The sequence below is a fragment of the Nocardia acidivorans NBRC 108247 genome (genome assembly GCF_001625085.1).
Lineage (GTDB): Bacteria > Actinomycetota > Actinomycetes > Mycobacteriales > Mycobacteriaceae > Nocardia > Nocardia acidivorans.
This window is the reverse complement of the sequence record NZ_BDAW01000031.1, coordinates 1-21,594: the sequence shown is the minus strand read 5'-3', so window position 1 is coordinate 21,594 and position 21,594 is coordinate 1. Positions and strand designations below refer to the sequence as shown.

15 protein-coding genes are annotated in these 21,594 nt (G+C 67.3%); 6 read left to right on the top strand and 9 right to left on the bottom strand.

What is annotated here, in order from left to right; genetic code table 11:
- Positions 1-15 precede the first annotated feature (15 nt).
- Entirely contained in the window at positions 16-3,561 is a 3,546-nt protein-coding gene (locus tag NA10_RS17980; protein WP_067569313.1) for a transglutaminase family protein, read from the bottom strand.
- A 128-nt stretch (positions 3,562-3,689) separates the two neighbouring features.
- Between NA10_RS17980 and NA10_RS17975 the strand changes: the two genes are divergently transcribed.
- Both NA10_RS17975 and NA10_RS17970 read left to right on the top strand, forming a co-directional pair.
- A complete protein-coding gene (locus tag NA10_RS17975; RefSeq protein ID WP_067569311.1) occupies positions 3,690-3,878 on the top strand; it encodes a hypothetical protein in 189 nt (62 codons plus the stop codon).
- A 16-nt stretch (positions 3,879-3,894) separates the two neighbouring features.
- The gene (locus tag NA10_RS17970) at positions 3,895-4,539 is read left to right on the top strand and encodes a hypothetical protein (RefSeq protein WP_067569308.1); all 645 of its coding nucleotides are present in this window, start codon (positions 3,895-3,897) and stop codon (positions 4,537-4,539) included.
- 325 nt (positions 4,540-4,864) lie between these two features.
- On the opposite strand, the gene recR is transcribed toward NA10_RS17970, so the two are convergent.
- Both recR and NA10_RS17960 read right to left on the bottom strand, forming a co-directional pair.
- Complete coding sequence (gene recR, locus NA10_RS17965; protein WP_067569305.1) at positions 4,865-5,473, bottom strand: recombination mediator RecR; 609 nt, start codon at positions 5,471-5,473, stop codon at positions 4,865-4,867.
- A complete protein-coding gene (locus tag NA10_RS17960; RefSeq protein WP_067569302.1) occupies positions 5,473-5,805 on the bottom strand; it encodes a YbaB/EbfC family nucleoid-associated protein in 333 nt (110 codons plus the stop codon). The genes recR and NA10_RS17960 overlap by 1 nt, the downstream gene beginning before the upstream one ends.
- A gap of 100 nt (positions 5,806-5,905) precedes the next feature.
- Between NA10_RS17960 and NA10_RS17955 the strand changes: the two genes are divergently transcribed.
- Both NA10_RS17955 and NA10_RS17950 read left to right on the top strand, forming a co-directional pair.
- Positions 5,906-6,724, top strand: coding sequence for a MerR family transcriptional regulator (locus NA10_RS17955; RefSeq protein WP_067569299.1), 819 nt, complete (start codon positions 5,906-5,908; stop codon positions 6,722-6,724).
- Between the two features lie 15 nt (positions 6,725-6,739).
- Positions 6,740-7,099: a VOC family protein gene (locus NA10_RS17950; protein ID WP_067569296.1), complete on the top strand. Its 360-nt coding sequence runs from the start codon at positions 6,740-6,742 to the stop codon at positions 7,097-7,099.
- Here the strand turns inward: NA10_RS17950 and NA10_RS17945 are convergent.
- A complete protein-coding gene (locus tag NA10_RS17945; RefSeq protein ID WP_067569507.1) occupies positions 7,096-7,530 on the bottom strand; it encodes an SRPBCC family protein in 435 nt (144 codons plus the stop codon). The genes NA10_RS17950 and NA10_RS17945 overlap by 4 nt on opposite strands.
- A 266-nt stretch (positions 7,531-7,796) precedes the next feature.
- Here NA10_RS17945 and NA10_RS17940 point away from each other — a divergent pair, with 266 nt between their 5' ends.
- Both NA10_RS17940 and NA10_RS17935 read left to right on the top strand, forming a co-directional pair.
- Positions 7,797-9,230 (top strand): FAD-binding oxidoreductase, encoded by a 1,434-nt coding sequence (locus NA10_RS17940; protein WP_067569504.1) that lies wholly within the window; start codon positions 7,797-7,799, stop codon positions 9,228-9,230.
- Positions 9,227-10,543 (top strand): class I SAM-dependent methyltransferase, encoded by a 1,317-nt coding sequence (locus NA10_RS17935; RefSeq protein WP_067569293.1) that lies wholly within the window; start codon positions 9,227-9,229, stop codon positions 10,541-10,543. Before NA10_RS17940 ends, NA10_RS17935 begins: the two co-directional genes overlap by 4 nt.
- Here the strand turns inward: NA10_RS17935 and NA10_RS17930 are convergent.
- The 5 genes from NA10_RS17930 to NA10_RS17910 form a co-directional block, all read right to left on the bottom strand.
- Positions 10,540-12,027, bottom strand: a complete 1,488-nt coding sequence (locus tag NA10_RS17930; protein WP_084514868.1) for an alpha/beta hydrolase — start codon at positions 12,025-12,027, stop codon at positions 10,540-10,542. The genes NA10_RS17935 and NA10_RS17930 overlap by 4 nt on opposite strands.
- Positions 12,028-12,170: 143 nt before the next feature.
- Positions 12,171-15,704, bottom strand: coding sequence for a serine/threonine-protein kinase (locus tag NA10_RS17925; protein WP_245677585.1), 3,534 nt, complete (start codon positions 15,702-15,704; stop codon positions 12,171-12,173).
- A gap of 310 nt (positions 15,705-16,014) precedes the next feature.
- Positions 16,015-18,168: a 3-hydroxyacyl-CoA dehydrogenase NAD-binding domain-containing protein gene (locus NA10_RS17920; protein WP_067569287.1), complete on the bottom strand. Its 2,154-nt coding sequence runs from the start codon at positions 18,166-18,168 to the stop codon at positions 16,015-16,017.
- 113 nt (positions 18,169-18,281) lie between these two features.
- Positions 18,282-19,493, bottom strand: a complete 1,212-nt coding sequence (locus tag NA10_RS17915) for an acetyl-CoA C-acetyltransferase (protein ID WP_067569284.1) — start codon at positions 19,491-19,493, stop codon at positions 18,282-18,284.
- Positions 19,494-19,748: 255 nt separating this feature from the next.
- Entirely contained in the window at positions 19,749-21,401 is a 1,653-nt protein-coding gene (locus NA10_RS17910; RefSeq protein ID WP_157556596.1) for a hypothetical protein, read from the bottom strand.
- Positions 21,402-21,594 lie beyond the last annotated feature (193 nt).

Sequence of the window (21,594 nt, the reverse complement as noted above, 5' to 3'; positions counted from 1 at the left end):
CTTTCGGGCGTATGCCTACCGGTCGCCGGCGCCCCACACCGTGCGCGCCCGGCGTAGATCGAGGATCCCGGGAGCGCCGATATCGGTGGCCTGTATAGCCATTTTGGCACGCAGATCGGCGATGTCGACCGGACCGGAGGTATGCCCGGCCGGTTCGAAACGCCTATTGCGCCGCGATTGCGCCACCACCGCGTTCACCGGTGGACCGGCGTAGAACATGCCGCCCGGATGCGAGACGTGATAGGTACAGCCGCCGCGCGACAGCCCGGTCTCCAAATCCACCACATCGAAGGTCAGCGGTGCGTCCACGGTAATGGTCGGATGCAGTGACTCCGGCGGCTGCCAGGCCCGGTACCGCACCCCGCCGACCTGCACATCGGCCTTCCCGGTGGCCATGAGCGGAATCGGGAAGCCATTGCAGGTCACCGCGTAGCGGCCGCGATCGGCCCCGGTCACCCGCACCTGCATGCGCTCCACCGACGAATCCACATAGCGGGCGGTGCCCGCGGCGGTGCTCTGCTCCCCCAGGGTGTTCCAGGGTTCGATGGCCCCGCGCAACTCCATCTCCACATCCCCGAGTACCACCGTGCCGAACCTCGGAAAACGGAACTCGGAGAACGGATCCAGCCAGCTGATATCGAATTCGATGCCGTGCGAGCGCAGATCGGCCGCGACATCGGCGATATCGGCCGCCAGGAAATGCGGCAGCAGATAGCGACCGTGCAGATTCGCGCCGTGCCGCAGCAGCGGGGCGGTGTACGGATGCTCCCAGAACCGCAGCACCAGGGCGCGCACCAGCAGTGACTGCACCATGGCCATGCGGAAATGCGGCGGCATCTCGAAGCCGCGCAACTCGACCAGACCCAGTCGGCCGCGCGCGGAGTCGGGACTGTAGAGCTTGTCGATACAGAATTCCGCGCGATGGGTATTGCCGGTGAGATCGGTGAGCAGATGCCGCAGCGCGCGGTCGACCACCCAGGGCGCGGTGGAGTTCTCGGCCGGTATGTCACCGGAACCGCCACTGAGCCGGGCGATTTCGGCGAAGGCGATCTCCAATTCGTAGAGCGCCTCCACACGACCCTCATCGGCACGCGGGGCCTGCGAGGTGGGTCCGATGAAACGACCGGAGAACAGATAGGACAGCGCCGGATGGCGCTGCCAGTAGCGGAGCATGGAGACCAGCAGATCCGGGCGGCGCAACAGCGGTGACCGCGCGGGCGTGGGGCCGCCCAGCGTGATGTGATTACCGCCGCCGGTACCGCGATCGGTGCCGTCCACATCGAAGGATTCGGTGCTCAGCCGCGCCAATCTGGCCTGCTCGTACAGGGTTTCGAGGAGGCCGGACTGTTCGGCGAAGCTGGCGGCGGGCTGTACGTTCACCTCGATCACGCCCGGATCCGGGGCGATGGACAGCGATTGCAGTCGCGCGTCGACCGGCGGGCCGTAACCCTCCAGCACCACCGGCTGGCCGACCGCCAGCACCGCCTCCTCGACCCTGCGCACCAGATCGCAGAAGGCCCCGAACTCCTCGACCGGGGGCAGGAAGACGAAGAGCTGGCCGTCCCGGATCTCGGCCACCAGCGCGGTGGTCGGCGCACGGTCGGCGGACTCCACAATTGCGTCCGGCTCATAGGGTTCCAGCGGCAGCCGCGGTGCGAAGGGATCCGATTCCGGGCGGCGGGCGGGAGCGCGCCAGGAGATGGCACCCAGCGGCAGGCGCAGTCCGGCCGGAGAATCGCCCTCGGTCAACATGATTCGGCCGCGGCGCAGCCGCCAGTCCGCGCTCGCCCAGCCCGCCTCGTCCGCGCGGCGGTACAGCGGCAGCACATAGGCGACCGGCTCTCCCGCCGAGGTGTCCAGCCGGGCGAGCAGCTTTTTCCGGGTCTGCGCCGAGTCCTGCTCCGGCACAATATCGTTCCAGGCGGCGACGGGCTCACCCGCCGGGAGCGCGGCCTGGGCGGCCACCCGCGGCAACGGGTCTTCGAAGGCGGGGCGCACCTGGGTGTCCGGTAGACCCAGGCCCTGGGCGATATGCGCGATGACGGCCCATGCGGTTCCGGCATCGGCCCGCGCCGAGATACCGGATTCCGCTGTCTCCGCGGATGATTCGAGCTCGCTCGGCCCGGTCTCGGATCCGTTCGTCAGCACGGCGGTGACCGCCGCCTGCGGATCGAGCACCGCCGCGGTCTGGGTGCGGGCCGGTACCCCGATGCCGAGAGCGGCCGCGGAACCGCCCGTGCCCCTCGGTCTTTCGGCGGGCGGCGCGGGTGGTGACGGCGCCGGTGGCAACCAGGGATTGCGCAGCAGGCCGGGATGCCGCCAGAGCGCCTCGCCGTCGGTGCGCCACAGCATGGCGATCTCCCAGCGCGGCAGTGGTTCTCCGGGATACCACTTGCCCTGCCGGTATTGAACCAAACCGTCGGGGGCGTAGATGCGGCGCAGGCGCTGCGCGAGATCGGCCGCGCGCTCGCGTTTCCGGGGGCCGTCGGCGGCGGTGGTCCATTCCGCGCCGGTTTGATCGTCCAGGGAGACGAAGGTGGGCTCGCCGCCGATGGTGAGGTCGATACCCGCGGCCCGCATCCGATCGTCGACCACCGCGCCGAGCGCGGAGATTCGCTCCCACTGAATATCGCTGTAGGGCAGCGTGACTCGTGGATCCTCGTGGATGCGGTGCACGGTATTGGAGAAGTCCAGGGTGGCCCGCACCGGATCGGTGGCGCCGGTGATCGGCGCGGCGGAGACCGGATGCGGCGTGGCGGCGAGAGGGATATGCCCCTCACCGGCGAAGAGCCCGGAGGTGGGGTCCAGGCCCACCCAGCCCGCACCGGGCAGGTACACCTCGGTCCAGGCGTGCAGATCGGTGAAATCGGCGGGCGGACCCGAGGGACCGTCCAAAGACGGTACGTCCTGGGCCAATTGGATGAGATAGCCGGAGACGAAGCGGGCGGCCAGCCCGAATTCGCGCAGGATGGCGACGAGCAGCCAGGCCGAATCGCGGCAGGAGCCGATCCCGGTGTTCAGGGTGTGATCCGGTGTCTGCACGCCGGGTTCGAGCCGAATCGTGTAGCCGACATCCGCGCGCAGCGCCTGATTGAGCCCGATGAGGAATTCGATGGTGCGCGGACTGCCCTGCGGCCGGTGCCGCGCCGCCCAGTCGCGCACCGATTCACCCGGCCCCGAACCGGATTCACCCTCCTCGACCGGGCGCAGGTACACCTCGAGATCCGCCGCGAGCGCGGGCGCGTACGTGAAGGGGATGTGTTCGGCGGCATCCTCGACGAAGAAGTCGAACGGATTGATCGCGTCCATATCGGCGATCAATCCGACGGTGATGGACAACTCGCGCGCCGGCTCCGGAAACACCAGGCGCGCCAGGAAATTGCCGAAGGCGTCCTGCTGCCAGTTCACCCAGTGATCGGACGGGGAGACATGCATGGAGTAGGACTGGATCGCGGTGCGCGTATGCGGCGCGGGTCGCAATCGGACCACGTGCGGATGGATGCGCACGGGGCGATCGAAGGTATAGACGGTGCGATGTTCGAGGGAAACCCGAATCCCCATAGATAAGTTCACCACGCCGGCCCGGGACACGCGGCTTTATTCCCGACAGATCGGACGACACGCGGTGACCTCCCACCGTTGTCGTACCCGAGTGCTTGGATTTCGGGCAGACGGTCGAAGGAGGTTTCATGAACCACTGTCTCGGGACACTGATCGCGCACGCCGACGGTTCGGCCGAGTGCACGGATTGGGCGTGCACCGATACCGACCGGCTACGCCATGTCTATCTGGCCGACTGCTCCGCTATCGCGGGCGGCTGCGAATGCGTCCAACCCGAATTCGGCACGGGTACCGGTCGGCAAACCCTGGCGGGGTGACTACTAGCCTGATCAGGTGAGCTACGACCATGTGCTGCTGCCCTCCGGTGTCGCCACCACGCCCGCCGCGCTCGATGCGTTCCTGACCGCGCAGAACGGCGAACCCGCCACCGAGCCGGTGGCCGCGATGGCCGCCGAGCTCGACCGGCGCAATGGTGAACTCGCCGAGGCGGACGAATTCCTCGGCGCGCCCGCACCCGACGGCGCCATGGGTGCGGCGCTGTTCGTCTCGAGCCCCTACGACGCCATCGGGCATGTGCGCGCGCTGCTGTTCGAGCTGGCCACCCCGCGCGGGTACGCGGTCTACGATCCGCAGCTGGCCTGGCTCATGGACCCCGCGGGTTCGGTTCCGGTCGCGGTCTCGCACGGCGGGGCCGGTGACTTTCCCTATCTGACACGTGAACTGGCGCATCTGTGGGTTCCCGAACTCGGAGCGCCGGGGCCCTATCTGATCGTGGAAAGCGGCGATCAGGTGTACATCCAGACTTATCGGCATGAAGACGGGCGTTACGACGTCGAATACCGGGATGGCTCATCCGAGCGGCATTACACCGTACGAGTCGATGATCCCTCGACCGTCGCCGATCTCATCTGGTCGTGGACTATCGGTGACCGGTCGCATTTCGAGGCGCTCGATTGGCAGCGCCTCACCTTCCAATAACAACAGTGTCTCGATTCGGGGTTGCACACCCTCACGAGTAAGCCTGCGCGGCTGGAGGAACGCTAGCCTTTCACTAATTTCGTGCTCCGCTGTTCCCAGGTTCCACCCGGAATAAGGAGAGACTGTGAGGCTACGCCCCAAGAAAGCCGCGACCCCGAGGCTTCGTAAGAGCCTGGCCGTATTGGCAGGGATCGCCGCAGCTCTCGCCGCCGTGGTGGCATTACACGCCACGGGTGCGGGAGCGGATATACCCCGGAACAGTCAGCACATTCCCTGCCCGCACCCGGCGGCATTGGCGCCGCCGGTGTGGACCTGACAACTCGATTCACAACGCCCGGCGGCCGGAAAGTGCCCGGCCCAAGGTCAATTCGTCGGCGAATTCGAGGTCTCCACCCATCGGGAGGCCCGATGCCAGGCGGGTGACGCTCAGTCCGGGGAAATCGCGGAGCATACGGACCAGATAGGTGGCCGTCGCCTCACCCTCGGTATTGGGGTCGGTCGCGATGATCACCTCGCTGACATCGACACCGTCATCCTGGTTTCCGATGCGCTGCAAAAGCTCCCGAATGCGGAGTTGATCCGGCCCGACCCCGGACAATGGATCCAATGCGCCACCGAGTACGTGATAGCGGCCGCGGAATTCGCGGGTGCGCTCGATGGCCTGCACATCCTTGGGCTCCTCGACCACACAGATCATGGTGCGATCACGACGCGGGTCCGAGCAGATACGGCACAGCTCGCCATCGGAGACCGTGCCGCAGACGGCGCAGAACCGCACGCCGTCGCGCACCTTCTGCAGCGCCGCCTGCAGGCGGTCGATCTCCGGCGGCTCCACACCCAGTAGGTGAAAAGCGATGCGCTGCGCGCTCTTCGGACCCACACCGGGCAGCTTGCCCAGCTCGTCGATGAGATCCTGAACCGGACCCTCGTACATCAGAAGCCCGGGAGCGCGCCGCCGCCGAGCCCACCGGCCAGCGGACCGAGCCGGTCCGCGGCCAATTGCTGGGCATTCTCCATGGCGTCGTTGAGCGCGCCGATGACCAGATCCTGCAGGGTGTCGACATCCTCGGGATCGACCACCTTCGGGTCGATGGTCAGCGACAGCACCTCACCGGTGGCGCGGATCTTGGCGCGCACCAGGCCACCGCCCGCCTCGCCCTCGACCTCGGACTGGGCGATCTCCTGCTGTGCGGCCATCACGGCTGCCTGCATCTGCTGGGCCTGGGCCATCAACTGCTGGATATCGAACTCTCCACCGGGTTGCACGGCGTGTCCTCTCTGCGGGGGAAGTAACCGCACCCAGCCTACTGGCAGATCCGCGGGCCACCCTTGACTCTCCCCCGGTAGGAGAGTGTTCGCTGAAGGCATGACAGCGACGGTTCCGATCGGGGAGTTCTCCCGGCTCAGCTACCTCAGCGTGAAGGCGCTGCGCTACTACCACGAGATCGACCTACTGGCGCCCGCCGCGGTGGATCCGAGCACCGGGTACCGGTTCTACTCGACCGATCAGGTGGAACGGGCGCATCTCATCCGGCGGTTGCGCGATCTGAATATGCCGGTGCCCGAGATCAGAGCGGTGCTGTCCGCACCGGACCGCGCGACGCGCGACGCCGCGCTGCGGGCGCATCTCGAGCGCATGGAGGCCGAACTGACCCGCACCCGCGATGTGGTGGCCTCGCTGCGAGCGCTGCTGCTGCCGCCCGCCGATGAGCCGCTGCACGTCGAATACCGTTCCGTCCCAAGCTATCCCGTGCTGGCCGTAACCGATGTGGTGGGCCGCGAGGTGATCGACCGGTGGTGCGACGCCAGCTTCGCCACGCTGTACCAGGCGCTGGAGGCCGCGGGCCTGCGACCCGACGGCCCGGGCGGCGCGACCTACGCGCTGGAGTTCTTCGAACACGACCGCGGCGAGGTGATGGCCTTCGTACCCATCGCCCCGGCCGATCGGGGCCACGCCGAAACTCTCGGCACCGTGCTCGACCTACCCGCCCGGCGATTCGCGGTGGCCGTGCACAACGGTCCGTTCACCGACTTCGACCTCAGCTACGGCGCACTCGGCAGCCACGTCGCCGAACACGACACCGCGCTCGCGGAACCCGTTCGAGAGATCTACCTGGTCGGTCCCGGCGATGTCGCCGAGGCCGAATACCGCACCGAAATCTGCTGGCCCATCGGCCGGCTCTGACAGGGAGAAACCACCATGGGATTGAAGATCGCGCACATCACCGTCGACTGCGCCGACGCCGCCGAACTCGCCGGATTCTGGGCGCAGCTGCTGGAGCTCCCGGTAGACCCGGACGCCAGTGCGCAATTCGCGACCGTTGGCGCGAGCGCCGGCCGCTCCCCCCTACTGATGTTCATCCAGGTCCCGGACAAGACGCCGGGCAAGAATGTGGTGCACCTGGATTTGACCGCCGAGGATCTGCGCGTGGAGCAGGAACGCGCGGTTGCCCTCGGCGCCAAGCACATCGCCGACTTCGACGAGTACGGCGCGATCTGGTCGACCTTCGCCGACCCCGAGGGCAACCTGTTCGATATCGCGATCGAGAAGGCCGACTAGGCGAGTTCCCGCTTCAGATTCTCGAGCACCTCTGCCTGGATCTTCTTCAGGCCGAGGGGTGCGAAGATGCCCTCGAAGATGCCGCCGATCCCGCCCGCGCCCTTCCAGCTGGTGCGCGTGGTGACCAGCGATCCGCCGCCCTGCGGGGTGACCGTCCAGGTGGTGACCATGGAGGAGTTCGAATCCCGTTCCGTCACCATGGAATCCGAGACCGAGATGGTGGCGTGCACATTGCGTGACCGCTTCTCGGTGGCGTCCAGTGTCCAATCCACCACGGTCCCCGCACCTTTACCGCCCTCGACCACCTTGTAGTCCCGGTAGTGCGAGGAGAGAATGCGCGGCCGAACCGACTCGTAGTCGGCGATCGCCTCGAGAGTGCGCTGCGGGTCCGCCGTCACGACGACCGAACTGGAGGCGCTGACCTGTCCCACCATGTGCTCCTTAACTTTTCCCGGCTAGGTGCCCTGTGCCGCGGAAAATGCTACGCCGCCCCGCTTCCGCCGACCGCTCTCGACCGGATGCGGGTACGCTTATAGTTAGCAAGCGTAACTATAATCACCGTCCAGGTGGGAATAGACTCGATATGCGGCTGGTGGCGGGTGTCGAGGCGGATGGAAACTATGCGTGAAAAACCGCCCCGCCGGTGTGGTTCTGCTGGCCGTACCGGTTCGTGCAGGCTAGCGTTCCGGGGGTGGCATTGAGTCTGCTGGGGAAGGCTGGCCGCGCACCAGCCGCGCAAGAATCAGGGTTCGCCGCGCATCGGGCCGGGGTCGATCGACTCCTGGCCTCCTATCGCGCGATACCGCGCGATGCGAACGTCCGATTGGCCAAGAAGACCTCCAACCTATTTCGGGCTCGCGCCGAGAACACCGCGCCGGGCCTGGACGTCTCCGGATTGACGCAGGTCATCGCGGTGGATCCGAAGGCCAAGACCGCCGATGTGGCCGGGATGACGACCTATGAGGATCTGGTCGCCGTCACCCTGCGATACGGGCTCGCACCGTTGGTGGTGCCGCAGCTCAAGACCATCACCCTGGGCGGCGCGGTCACCGGACTCGGCATCGAATCGACCTCGTTTCGCAATGGCCTACCGCACGAATCGGTGCTGGAGATCGATGTGCTCACCGGTGCGGGCGACATCATCACCGCCACCCCGGAGGGCGAGTACGCGGATCTGTTCCGGGGCTTCCCCAACTCCTACGGCACCCTCGGCTACTCCACCCGCCTGAAGATTCAGCTCGAAGCGGTCGAACCCTACGTGGCCCTGCGGCACATAAGGTTTCATGAACTGCGGGAGCTGGAAACAACCATGGCGCAGATCATCGCGGACCGGTCGTACGCCGGTGAGCGGGTCGACTACCTCGACGGCGTGGTCTTCACCGCCGACGAAAGCTATCTGGTGCTCGGCCGGCAAACCGATGAGCCCGGACCGGTCAGCGATTACACCGATATGGACATCTTCTACCGGTCCATCCAGCACGATTCAGCCGAACCCAAACGTGACCGGCTCACCATCGCGGACTATCTGTGGCGCTGGGACACCGACTGGTTCTGGTGCTCGCGCGCCTTCGGCGCCCAGAACCCCAAGATCCGCAGGTTCTGGCCGAAGAAGTACCGGCGCAGCAGCTTCTACTGGAAGCTCATCGCACTCGATCACAAGTACCACATCGGCGATCGGATGGAGGCCCGCCAGGGCAACCTGCCCCGCGAACGCGTGGTGCAGGACATCGAGGTGCCCATCGAGCGCACCGCGGACTTCCTGGACTGGTTCCTGCGCGAGATCCCGATCGAGCCGATCTGGTTGTGCCCCTTGCGATTGCGAAACGCGGGTGGTCCGGAGCGCCCCTGGCCGCTCTACCCCCTCGAACCGGATCGCACCTATGTGAACGTCGGCTTCTGGTCGGCCGTGCCGACCACGCCGGGGCAGCAGGAGGGCGCGGCCAACCGCGCCATCGAACACGAGGTGTCCAAGCTGGACGGCCACAAGTCGCTCTACTCGGACTCATACTACGCGCAGGACGAGTTCGCCGAGCTCTACTACGGCGGCGACACCTACGCCCAACTCAAGCGGACCTACGACCCGGATTCTCGTCTACTGGATCTGTATTCGAAGGCGGTGCAACGCAAGTGACCACGTTCAAGGATCGTTCCGACGTATTCGCCGAGCTCGGAACAAAACTCACCATTGCCGAGATCTTCGAGACCCTCATCGACGGGCCGGTGCCGATCCGCTTCACCGCGTACGACGGCAGCAGCACCGGCCCGCAGGACTCCGAATTCGGTCTGGAGATCGTCAACCCGCGCGGTGTCAACTATGTCGCCAACGCCCCCGGCGATCTGGGCATGGCCCGGGCCTACATCTCCGGCGATATGATCGCGCACGGCGTGCACGCCGGTGACCCGTACGAACTGCTCAAGGCCATGGCGGGCTTGAAGTTCCGGCGGCCCACCGCCATGCAGCTGGTCGTCATCGCGCGCTCGCTCGGCTGGGAACTGCTCAAGCCGGTCGCCCCGCCGCCGCAGGAGACGCTGCCGCGCTGGCGGCGCATCGCCCTGGAAGGGTTGCGGCACAGCAAGACTCGTGACGCCGAGGCCATCCACCACCACTATGACGTCTCGAACACCTTCTACGAGTACGTACTCGGCCCCTCCATGACCTACACGTGCGCGGTCTACGAGGACGAGAAGTGGACCCTGGAGCAGGCCCAGGAGAACAAGTACCGGCTGGTCTTCGACAAACTCAACCTGAAGCCCGGCGACCGGCTACTCGATATCGGCTGCGGCTGGGGCGGCATGGTGCGCTACGCCGCCAAGAAGGGTGTCAAGGTCATCGGCGCGACGCTTTCCGCCGAGCAGGCCGAATGGGCACAGCGCAAGATCGCCGAGGAGGGCCTGTCCGAGCTGGCCGAGGTGCGGCATTCGGACTATCGCGATGTGCGCGAGGGCGACTTCGACGCCGTCTCCTCCATCGGGCTCACCGAGCACATCGGGGTGCACAACTACCCGGCCTACTTCGAATTCATCAAATCCAAGCTGCGGGTCGGCGGCACCTTCCTGAACCACTCCATCACCCGCCCGGACAACACCCGCACCACCAAGGCGGGCGACTTCATCGACCGGTACGTCTTCCCGGACGGTGAGCTCTCCGGCTCCGGCCGCATCATCTCCGATATCCAGAATGTGGGTCTCGAGGTGCTGCACGAGGAGAACCTGCGCCAGCACTACGCCCTCACCCTGGCCGAATGGTGCGAGAACCTGGTGAAGAACTGGGAGGCCGCGGTCGACGAGGTCGGCGAGGGCACCGCCAAGGTCTGGGGCCTGTACATGGCGGGCTGCCAGCTCGGCTTCGAACGCAATGTGGTGCAGCTGCACCAGGTGCTCGGCGTCAAGCTCGGGCCGGACCAGGCATGGACGGTACCGCTACGGCCGTGGTGGCAGCCCTAGGAGCGGTTCGGCGCCGGTAGCCCCAGTCGGGCGGTCAACCAGGGCAGCGTCGAGGTGAACGCCGACGACGCGAACTGCCAGGTGTGACCGCCCCGCGTGGTGTTCACCGTGCAGTCGATTCCGACGCGGCGGCCGTCCTCGCACAGGGTGTTCGCCGCACCCAGCTCACCGGTGTCGAAGACGCCGTCGCGCCCGCCCAGGCCGACCGAATCATCCTCGGCCGCAGGCTGTTTCGGCCGGATGTTACCGTGGTCGGCACCAGGACCGCCCTGGCGCTGCGGCGGGGTCAGATCGTCGTAGACGCCGACCATGTCCTGATACGGGCCGTGCGCGGCCATCACCGTCCGCGGATCGAAACGCGCCCACGCGGCGGCGTCGCCGCCGTACAACCGGCGAACGGTCTGCTCCTTCGTCCCCGCCGTCGGGCCGAGATCCCCCGCGATGTCGAGGAAGGTGTGCAGCAGTTCCGGATGCATGACCGCCAGATCCACCGCGCAGGTGCCGCCCATGGACCAGCCCACGGCCGCCCACCGCGCCGGATCGGCGGAGACCCCGAAGGCCGACTTCATATAGTGCGGAACATCATTGGTGAGATGGTCGGCGGCATCACCGCGGGTGCCGTTCACGCATTCGGTGTCATTGTTGAAACTGCCGCCGGAGTCGACGAAGACCAGCACGGGGGCCTGACCGCCATTGCCATTCACGAAATCGTCCACCGCGGGCATGATCTGACCGCTGCGCACCCAATCCGCCGGGGTATTGAACTCACCGCCGATCATCATGACCACCGGGAGCGCGGGCGGCTTGTCACCGGCGAACCACGCGGGCGGCAGGTACACGTACTCGCGGCGATGCTTGAAATGGCTGCCCGACTCCGGAATATCCACCGGCACAATGCGGCCCGAGCCGACATCGCCATTCCGCATACCCGCCAGCGACGCCAGGGACGTCTGATGCGGCAGCGATTCGGCGGTCGCGGCCGCCCACGCCGACCGCACCGTCGGGTAGTACCCGACCCACTGGTCCAGCACGATCAAGGCGTTCACCAGCGCCAGCGGCACCGCCAGCACCGCGGCCACCCGCTGCCACCACGCCCCGTCCTGCCAGCCCACCAGCACCAGGCCCACGGCCAGCGCGGTCATCCCGACGGCGACCCACAGCAGGACCGGGGCCGGATCCGAGGCCAGCCCTTCGTCATTCATATAGGCCCACGCCACCCAGGTCACCCCGGCCGCCAGCGTCACACAGGCGGGCACCCACAGCAGCCACCAGCGCCGGGTGAACCGCGCCACCGCCAGCACCAGGAAGAACACCGCCAGGAACAGCGCGACCTGCGGCACCCAACCGTGCAGGAGCGAAAGCCCGTGCTGAAAACCACCCTGATGCCCCGAACCCGCCGGTGCGCGCGGCGCGGGAGGAGGGGCCAGCGGCGGACTCTGCGGCAGCGCAACGGTGAACGGCACGACGGCGATTGTCGATGACATTCCTCGAGGTTGGCTGTGAACACCCTCCGGGATCGCTGGCGACCGGCCCGGCCCGAAACGCTGGAGGTCGGACCGGTCCATCGCCCCTCGGGAGGAGGTACGGGCCCGCTACGACAGCGGTTCGCCGAAAATCTGCGGACTGTCTATAGCAGGCTGTCGAGAAACGCCCTTGGCAGTTCAGGGTTTTCCGGATTTCCGATGTCGATCAGCGGGAGTTGGGTGCGCATGGTGCGCAGGATGTTCCGCACGCCCGGACCCGCGTCGATCAGGGGGCGAGACCAGCCGAGTTCGGCGAAGCGGACCACCACGGGGGTCAGGACCGCGATGGATTCGCCCACCCAGCCCGAGGCCGACAGACATTCCGCGAGGAGCAGCGCGGCATCCATTTCCGCACGCGGACGGTTCTTCTCGCGTATCCGGGCGTGCAGGGCGCGTGCCCGCTTCACCGCTGTGTCATCGGTGCCGAGCGGTGCGAGATCGTCGGAGTCGCCGCGCTGATCGCCGCGATAGTGCCGGGACAGCAGCGCCCGGACGGCCGCGAACTCCTCGGCCTCGAGGGCCAGCGCGGCCGCACCCGACAGCCGTCGCAGCGGACGCACCATGGGATCGGTGACCAGACCCGCGGTCAGCTGATCCGGTGGCAGGCCGAGCCGGAAACGTTCCGCCCTGATATGGGCCGCGAGCCGAATCAATTTGCGGTCCAACGCGATTCGCGCACCCTCGTCCAGGCGGGCGGTGGCGGTGTCCAGATCACCGTGCACCGCCTTCACCCGGGCGCCGATGACGAAGGTGCTGATCAGGAAATCGACCGGGCCGACATGGGTGGCGAGCTGATAACTCTGGTCCAGCAGGCGTTCGGCGCCCTCCAGATCATTACGGCGGTAGGCGAGTTCGCCGAGCAGCGCCGCCGCCACCCGCACGGGCTGCGAATGCGGACCCGAGCGATCCCGAGCCACCTGCCAGGCTTGTTCGAAATACCTTGTGGCGGCGTCGATATCGAGCTGCTCATAGGCGGCATCACCCTGACCGCAGAGACCGAACACCGCACCGAGCGGGTCGGCGGAAAGGGCGTGATACGGGGCCGCCCACTCCTGCATCCGGCGCGCGCCATCGAAATCGAATTCGCAGAGCCGCACGTAGGAGACCAGATTCGCGGCGGTGGAGACCGTCCAGGGCGGCAGTTCATCGGCCAGCCGGAGCGTATCGGCGAGCTTGTCCAGCACCCCGTCGGTGCGATCGCGCGCCACCTGATCGGCGGCATCGAGCACCGCGGCCTGACAGCGCTGATTCATCGCCTCCGCATCGGTGGGCGAGCTGCGCGCCAACAGGCTGGAGAGCCGCCCCAGCGCGGTGCGCGCCGCGCCCGACTGCTGCAGGTTCACATTCGCCCGCGCCAGTGCCATCAGCAGTTTGCTGCGCGAAGTCACCTGTTGTACGGGCAGTTTGGCGACCGTCCCGAACAGCGTCGCCAAGCGGGAGCGGTCGATGAGATCCATGCCGCCGTTCTCGACCAGATCCAGCGCGAATTTGAAATCGGTGGCGGCGAGCGCGTGATCCACCGACTGCCGCAGCAGCTGATGTTCGGCGAACCAGCGGGATGCCTTGCGGTGCAACGTCTTCACCTGACCGGGCTGGGCCCGATCCAGGCGGGCACGCAGATGTTCGGCCACCATGGGCTGCATGCGATACCAGGAGGGGTCATCCGAGAGCCGGTGCAGGAACAGCTCGCGCTGCTCGGCCTGTTCCAGCAGGTCACCGGCGTCGGCGCTGCCGCTCAGCGCCTCGGCGAGGGAGGCGTTCACCCGCTCCGGCACCGAGATCGCGGTCAGGAAGTCGAGCATGGGCGGTTCCAGCGAATCCAGCACATTCTCGGCGAGGTATTCACGAATCGCCTTGCTGTCCCCGGAGATTCGAGCGATCAGCTGATCGGCATCGGACCCCGCCGACCGCAGCGACAGACTCACCAGCTGAATGGCCGCGGGCCAGCCGTCGGTCGCGGTGTGGATCTGCTCGACCTGCCGGTCGGACAGCGCCAATCCGGTGCGTTCGACCAGGATCTGCCGGGTCTCCTCGGCGGTGAAACTCAGCTGATCGGACTCGATCTCGATGAGTTCGTCGGCGACCTGCATACGACTCAACGGCAGTCCGGCGCGCTCGCGACTGGTGATCACGAACCGCAGATGGTGGCAGCCGTTGTCGAGCAGCGCGTCCATCACCCGGTGCGCACCGGGATCGGTCACCCGATGCCAGTCGTCGACCACCACCACAATGGTGTTCCCGCCCGCATGCACCTCGTCGATGAGCGCGGAGACGGCGTACGGCACCGCTTCGGCGGGCCGCTCCTCCAGCACCTGCTCCAGCCCCGCGCCCAGTTCGGGCCGCACCCGGCGAATGGCGGCGATGACATGCGCGAGCAGCCACACTTCGTTGTCGTCATAGCGGTCGATGCCGATCCAGGCCACCGCCACCCCGCGATCGGTGAGCTCGGCGCACCACTGCGCGGCCAGGGTGCTCTTACCGAACCCCGCCGGGCCGTGGATGATCGCGAGCCGGCGTCGCCCGCCCGCGCGCAGCGGTTCCAGCAGTCGCCGCCGCGGCACCGGTTCCCACGCGGGCGTCGGCGGCCGGAATTTCGTTGCGGCCGTGGGCGGAAGCGTATTGCCGGTCGGGGCGGAAGGCTCTCCCATCGGCGAATAGGTGCCGCTCGGGGAGATCGACGGACGCAGCGTCAGCGATCTGTTGCGCGGCGCGTTCACCATGGTGTGGCGCGAATACTGCTGGGTCGCATCGGATTCGGCGCCCTCGCCCGCGACACTGCCGTCCAGCAGCGCCATTTCGTCCGGCACCTGCCCGTGTTCGGCCTGCACCGAACGCAACAGCTCGCCGAACTCCACCGCCGACTCGGGGCGGTCGCGGGGATCCGGGGACATGGCCGCCTCGATGGCCGCCGCCACATCCGGCGGTATCTCCTGTTCGCGCAAATCCGGCAGCGGCTGGCTGGTGATGCGCAGGAACTGCGCGACGATCTTCTCCCCCGCCTGCCGCTCATAGGCGGCATGCCCGGTCAGCAGGGCGAAGAGCGTGGAGCCGAGCCCGTAGACATCCGAGCGCACGGTGGGCTCATCGCCCTTGAGGACCTCGGGCGCGGTGAAGGCGGGCGAACCGGTGATCAGACTCGTGGAGGTGCGGAAACCACCCGGGATGCGGGCAATGCCGAAATCGGTGAGCTGCGGTTCGCCATAGCGGCTGAGCAGCACATTCGCCGGTTTCACATCGCGGTGCAGCACCTGCGCGCGGTGCGCGGTCTCGATCGCGCCCGCCAGCTTCACCCCCACGCGCAGCGAATCCGACCAGGTCAGCGGACCGTTATCGCGGACCAGCTGCTCCAGCGAACCGTGCGTGGCATAGGGCATCACAATGTACGGGCGACCGCTGGCGGTCACATCCACCTGGAGGATGTCGACGATATTCGGGTGCCCGGAGAGCCGCCCCATGGCGTGCTCCTCGCGCAGGAAGCGTTCCCGGCTCTCCTCGTCGATCTCGGTGGAGAGCACCTTCACCGCGACGATTCGATCCAGAACCCGCTGCGTGCAGCGGAAGACCACCCCGAAGCCGCCCCGGCCGACCTCTTCGGCATCACCCAGTCCCATGGCCTCGAGCTCATCGACGATGCTCATGGGAACGTATGCCTGCGTAGCGGTTTCGGGCCGAGTAGAGTCGCTCCGGGACTTTCCCGGGCGCGGCTGTGGATTCATCTCTACCCCACCTCGCACTGGACGAGCGCGCACCGGAACTACGGGCAATACCGGTGTTCTACCCGCGCATAATCCAACGTAGCGCGCGCTGTGGATCGGTGTGCGGAATTCGCCGCAGCCGCGAGGTTGCCCCACCGACCCCCGCACACGCCACGGCCCGGGTTGTGTGACACAACCCGGGCCGTGGCGGTCAGCGAATCCGCGGTGCGGCACTCGCTTCCGGTATCACCTGCTACTTGCGCAGCGAGGCCGGAACCTCGAAACGCTCACCGAACTTGGCGGCCAGCTCGTCCGCACGGGCGACGAAGCCCGCGGTGCCACCGGGGTAGCCGACGATGAACTGGTGCACGCCACCGGTCCAGGCCGGGTAGCCGATGCCGAAGATCGAGCCGATATTGGCGTCGGCGGTGGTGGTCAGCACACCCTCGTCGAAGCACTTCTGGGTCTCGATGGCCTCGATGAACAGCATGCGGTCCTTGAGGTCCTGCAGGGTGACGCCCTCGGGCAGCTCACGCTGCGAACCGAAGGCCTCGCGCAGGCCCTCCCAGATACCGGCGGTCTTGCCGTCGACGTAGTTGTAGAAACCCGCGCCGTGCAGCTTGCCGCGACGATCGAACTTGTCGATCATGGTGCCGATCACATTGCCCGAGGCCAGCGACGCGGCCGAGATGACCTTGCCTTCCTTCTCGGCGGCCTCGCGGGTCTCCTTGAAGATCTTCTGCATGGTCTCGAAGTTGAGTTCATCGCTCAGCTTCAGCGGCGCGGCCGGGTAGCCCGCCTGCAGACCGGCCTGCTCGATGGTCTGCGGGTCGATGTTCTCCTCGAGCATCATGATGGCCTCGTTGATGAACGTGCCGATGACGCGAGAGGTGAAGAAGCCGCGGCTGTCGTTGACCACGATCGGGGTCTTGCGGATCGCCAGGGTGTAGTCGTACACGCGGGCGAGCGCCTCGTCCGAGGTCTTCTCACCGCGGATGATCTCGACCAGCGGCATCTTGTCCACGGGGGAGAAGAAGTGGATGCCGATGAAGTCCTCGGCCCGCTTCACACCGTTGGACAGCAGGGTGATCGGCAGGGTCGAGGTGTTCGAGCCCAGCAGCGCGTCGGCGTCGACGATGTCCTCGATCTCACCGAAGACCTTCGCCTTGAGTTCCGGGTTCTCGAACACGGCCTCGATGACGAAGTCGACACCGGCGAAATCGGCGGCATCGGCGGTCGGGTGGATGCGGGCCAGCAGCGCCTTGGACTTCTCCTCGGTGGTCTTGCCACGCGAGAGGGCCTTCTCCTCGATCTTCTCGGAGTAGTTCTTGCCCTTGTTGGCGGCCTCGATGGTGACGTCCTTCAGGACGACCTCGTAACCGGCCTTGGCGGAGACGTACGCGATACCCGCGCCCATCATGCCCGCGCCCAGCACACCGATCTTCTTGATCTCACGCTTGGGCACGTCCTTGGGACGCGAACCACCGTTGTTGATCGACTGCAGATCGAAGAAGAACGCCTGGATCATGTTCTTCGCGACCGGGCCGGTCAGCAGCGAGACGAAGTAGCGCGACTCGATCAGCGACGCGTTGTCGAAATCGACCTGCGCGCCCTCGACCGCGGCGGCCATGATGGCCTGCGGCGCCGGCATGTTCTGGCCCTTGAGCTGCTTGCGCAGGTTGGCCGGGAACGCCGGGAGGTTGGCGGCGAGCGCCGGGGTGGACGGGGTGCCGCCCGGAATCTTGTAGCCCTTGACGTCCCAGGGCTGCACGCCCTTGTCCGGGTTGGCCTTGATCCACGCCTTGGCGGCCGGGATCAGTTCCTCGATCGAGCCGACGACCTCGTTGATCAGGCCGGTGGCCTTGGCCTTCTGCGGGGTGAACTTGTTGCCCTGCAGCAGCACGCCCATCAGGCCGTTCGCGATGCCGAGCATGCGGGTGATGCGGGTGACGCCGCCACCGGCCGGGAGCAGACCGAGGGAAACCTCGGGCAGACCCAACTGCACGCCCTTGACGTCCGCGGCGATGCGGTAGTGGGTGGCCAGGGTGATCTCCAGGCCGCCGCCCAGGGCCGCGCCGTTGATCGCGGAGACGACCGGCTTGCCCAGGGTCTCCAGGCGACGCAGGTCACCCTTGATGGAGCCGAGCTCCTCCATGATGTCCGCCGCGTTCTCCGGGGTGGTCTTCATCATGTTCTTGAGGTCGCCGCCGGCGAAGAAGGTCTTCTTGCCGGAGGTGATGACGACACCGGTGATGTCGTCCTTCTCGGCCTCCAGGCGATCGACGGTCGCCTTCATGGAGTCCTTGTACAGCTGGTTCATGGTGTTGGCGCCCTGGTTGGGGTCGTCCATGGTCAGCACGACGATGCCGTCGGCGTCCTTTTCCCAGCCGATCATGTTCTCAGTCATTGTTTTTGGTTCTCCTCGAGAAAAGTCTGAATCGGATTTCGGCGCGAGCGGGGTCCTACGTGGGGTTACGCGGGCTGCCGCCTCCGGACCCTCACGCTCGCGCCGACTGGGCGTTAGACGCGCTCGATGATGGTGGCAACGCCCATGCCGCCGCCGATGCACAGCGTGATCAGGCCGTAGCGGGCATTGCGACGGTGCAGTTCGTCGACCACGGTGCCGGTGATCATGGCGCCGGTGGCGCCCAGCGGGTGGCCCATCGCGATCGCGCCACCGTTGACGTTCAGCTTCTCGTCCGGGATCGCCAGATCCTTCTGGAACTTCAGCACGACGGAGGCGAAGGCCTCGTTGATCTCGAAGATGTCGATATCGTCGACCGTCAGGCCCGCCTTGGCGAGAGCCTTGAACGCGGCCGGGGTCGGGCCGGTCAGCATGATGGTTGCGTCCGCACCCGAGGTGGCGGTCGCGACGACGCGGGCGCGCGGGGTCAGGCCCGAGGCCTTACCGGCATCCTCGTTGCCGACCAGCACCAGCGCGGCGCCGTCGACGATGCCCGAGGAGTTACCACCGTGGTGCACGTGGTTGATGGCCTCGACGAAGGTGTAGCGCTGCATGGCCACGGCGTCGAAGCCGCCCATCTCGCCGATGCCGGCGAAGGCGGGGTTCAGCTTGCCCAGGTCCGCGGCGGTGGTGCCGGGACGCATGTGCTCGTCATTGTCGAGCACGGTCAGGCCGTTGATGTCCTTGACCGGAACGACGGAGTTGGCGAAGTAGCCGTTCTTCCAGGCGTTGGCGGCCAGGTCCTGCGAGCGGACGGCGTAGGCGTCGACGTCATCGCGGGTGAAGCCCTCGATGGTGGCGATCAGGTCGGCCGAAATGCCCTGCGGGACAATGTAAGCCTCGTACGAGGTCTTCGGGTCCATGAACATGGCGCCGCCGTCGGAACCCATCGGCACGCGGGACATGGACTCGACGCCACCGGCGATGACCAGGTCATCGAAGCCGGAGCGAACCTTCTGGGCGGCCAGGTTGACGGCCTCGAGGCCGGAGGCGCAGAAGCGGTTGATCTGAATGCCGCCGACGGTGTCGGGCAGGCCCGCGGTCAGCACGGTGGTGCGGGCGATATCCGCGCCCTGGTCACCGACGGGGGAAACAACACCCAGGATGATGTCCGAGATCCGATCCTCATCGAGATTCGGGAAACGGTTCCGCAGCTCCGCGACCAGACCGGTGGTCAGATCGATCGGCTTGACCGAATGCAGCGACCCCTTCTTGTTACGGCCGCGCGGGGTGCGGATGGCCTCGTAAATGTAGGCCTCTGTGGTCATATCGGAGTTTTCCTTCCGTAATGTGCGCCGACACCGCGTTGTGCGGGGCGGCCGCGGGTAGCCTCGCCGATCGACTGTTCGGGACGACCGTCTGACGCTGTACAAACAGCCTCAGAGGCGGACCGACGCGCTCTCTGGCAACCCGTACGCCTGGGCATACCTTAGAACTTCGCCGAACCGATACTCACGGCCACCCGATCATAGTACCGCCCGATGCGAACTCCGGTTAACTTAATGCGTCTCACAGGGCAACTGTCAACCCTCCAGCGGAGTAGCCCCCAATTCGGACCGCAACAGTTCCAAGGCCACATCATCGGGGTCGCGGCGCTCCTCGGCGGGGATCGGGACGGCCGCGGCGGCCAGCATCTCCCGCTCCTCCTCGTCCGTAGTAGCAGGTGGGACGCTCTCATAACCTACTGGCGAGTAGTCCGAGGGCCCCGGGTCGTCCGGATAGTCAGGCCCGTCAGGCAGCGGAATCTCGTCCTCCGGGGGCGCGTTCCGCACCGCCGCGGCACTGGGCCGCACATACGATTCGACCGCCACGGGCGCGGGCTCCGCGACCGCCGTGCCCGAGCCACCGGCCGAGGCGATACCGGCGCTCTGCGCGATCGCGGCGGTGCCGCCCGCCGCCTCGGTGCCGCCGGTCGCCGGACTCCCCCACGCCACCGGTGCCGCCACCGCGGTGGCGGCCGCGCTCGTCGCGCTCTTGGCTTGGCTCGGCCGGGAGAACTTGGCCGCGGCCTTCTTGGGGGCCGCGCCGCCACCGGCCGGACCCTTCCCCGCCCCGCCCGCACTGCCCTGCGGAGCCGCGGGCGTGTTCCCACCCCCCACTTCCCACTTCACATCATGATCGCGCCCGAGCACGGCCTTGACCGCCGACCGAACCGCGTCCAGGTTCTGCGGCTGCGACAATCGCTGCGCCAGCGGCGCGTGCTGATGCGCGAACACAATCGTGCCGCCCTCGAGCCGCGACACCGAAGCCCCGGACAGCAACGCCTGCACCGCCGCCCCGAACTCCCGCACCTTGGCCCGAATATCGGCCCAAGCCGCCTCGATCTCCCGCAGCACATCATCGGTGTCCCCACTCCCCACCGGCCCCACTGCCGCGGCCTCCGCCGCGACAACAGGTTCGGGTGCGGCGGACTCGGCCGCGACAACCGGCGCGACAATCGAAGGTTCCGACGCGACCGGCTCCGTGACAGCAGCGGGCTCGGGCGCGCCAACCGGCTCCACGGCAGCAACGGGCTCGGGCGCGCCAACCGGTTCCGGCGCGGAGATAAGTTCCGGCGCAACCCCTTCGGGTGCGACCGCGCGGGGTTCGGCAACACCGGCCACGTCCGCGAGCGAAGCGTCGGAGGTGCTCTGATCGACCTGCGCGGCGGCAACCGGTGCGGACTGTCCGTCTGCCGGAACTCCCGCCGAAGTTGCGTCATCGGCCGCACTCTCGGCCGAGAACTGGCCGACAACCTCGGAAACCGCTGCCGCACCACCGGATTCACTCGCGAACGCGAACGCGGGCAGCGGATCATCCGCCGCTGGCGCATCGGACTCGTCGACATCCACCCCGAGCGCCATCTGATTCGGATCGGTCTCGACGATATCGGGATTCGCGGCGGGCTCCGGCTCTGCGGGCGCGGGAGGCTGCTGGCCACTCGAAATAACCTGCGGAACAGGTATATCCAGCGTAGGTTCGGACTCTTCGATCGGAGCGGACTCGCCCGCGGCCGCCGAATCACCCTGCGGTACCGCGTTTTCCACGGCCTGCGCGACAGCGTCCAGCTCCGACGGTACCGAACCCTGCGCCGAGGGGTCCGCAACGGGAACGCGAACGGCATTCATCTCGGGCGGCCGCACAGCGGCGACAGGCGCGGGTGCCGCCGAATCAGCCTGCGGCGCAGGTGCATCCACGACCGGCTGCGATGCGGCGGCCGAGGTCCGCGGCCCCGAGGAAGGCGCGGGTGACTGAACAGACTCGGGTGCCGAATGAACCGGCCCCGGGGTCCGCTGCGGAGCGGCCGGAGTCGGAGCGGACCGGGGCGCCTGGATGCGGGGGTCTGCCGGTGCGGCCGATCCGGGTCCCGGCGCTGCGGCGGGTCCCGGC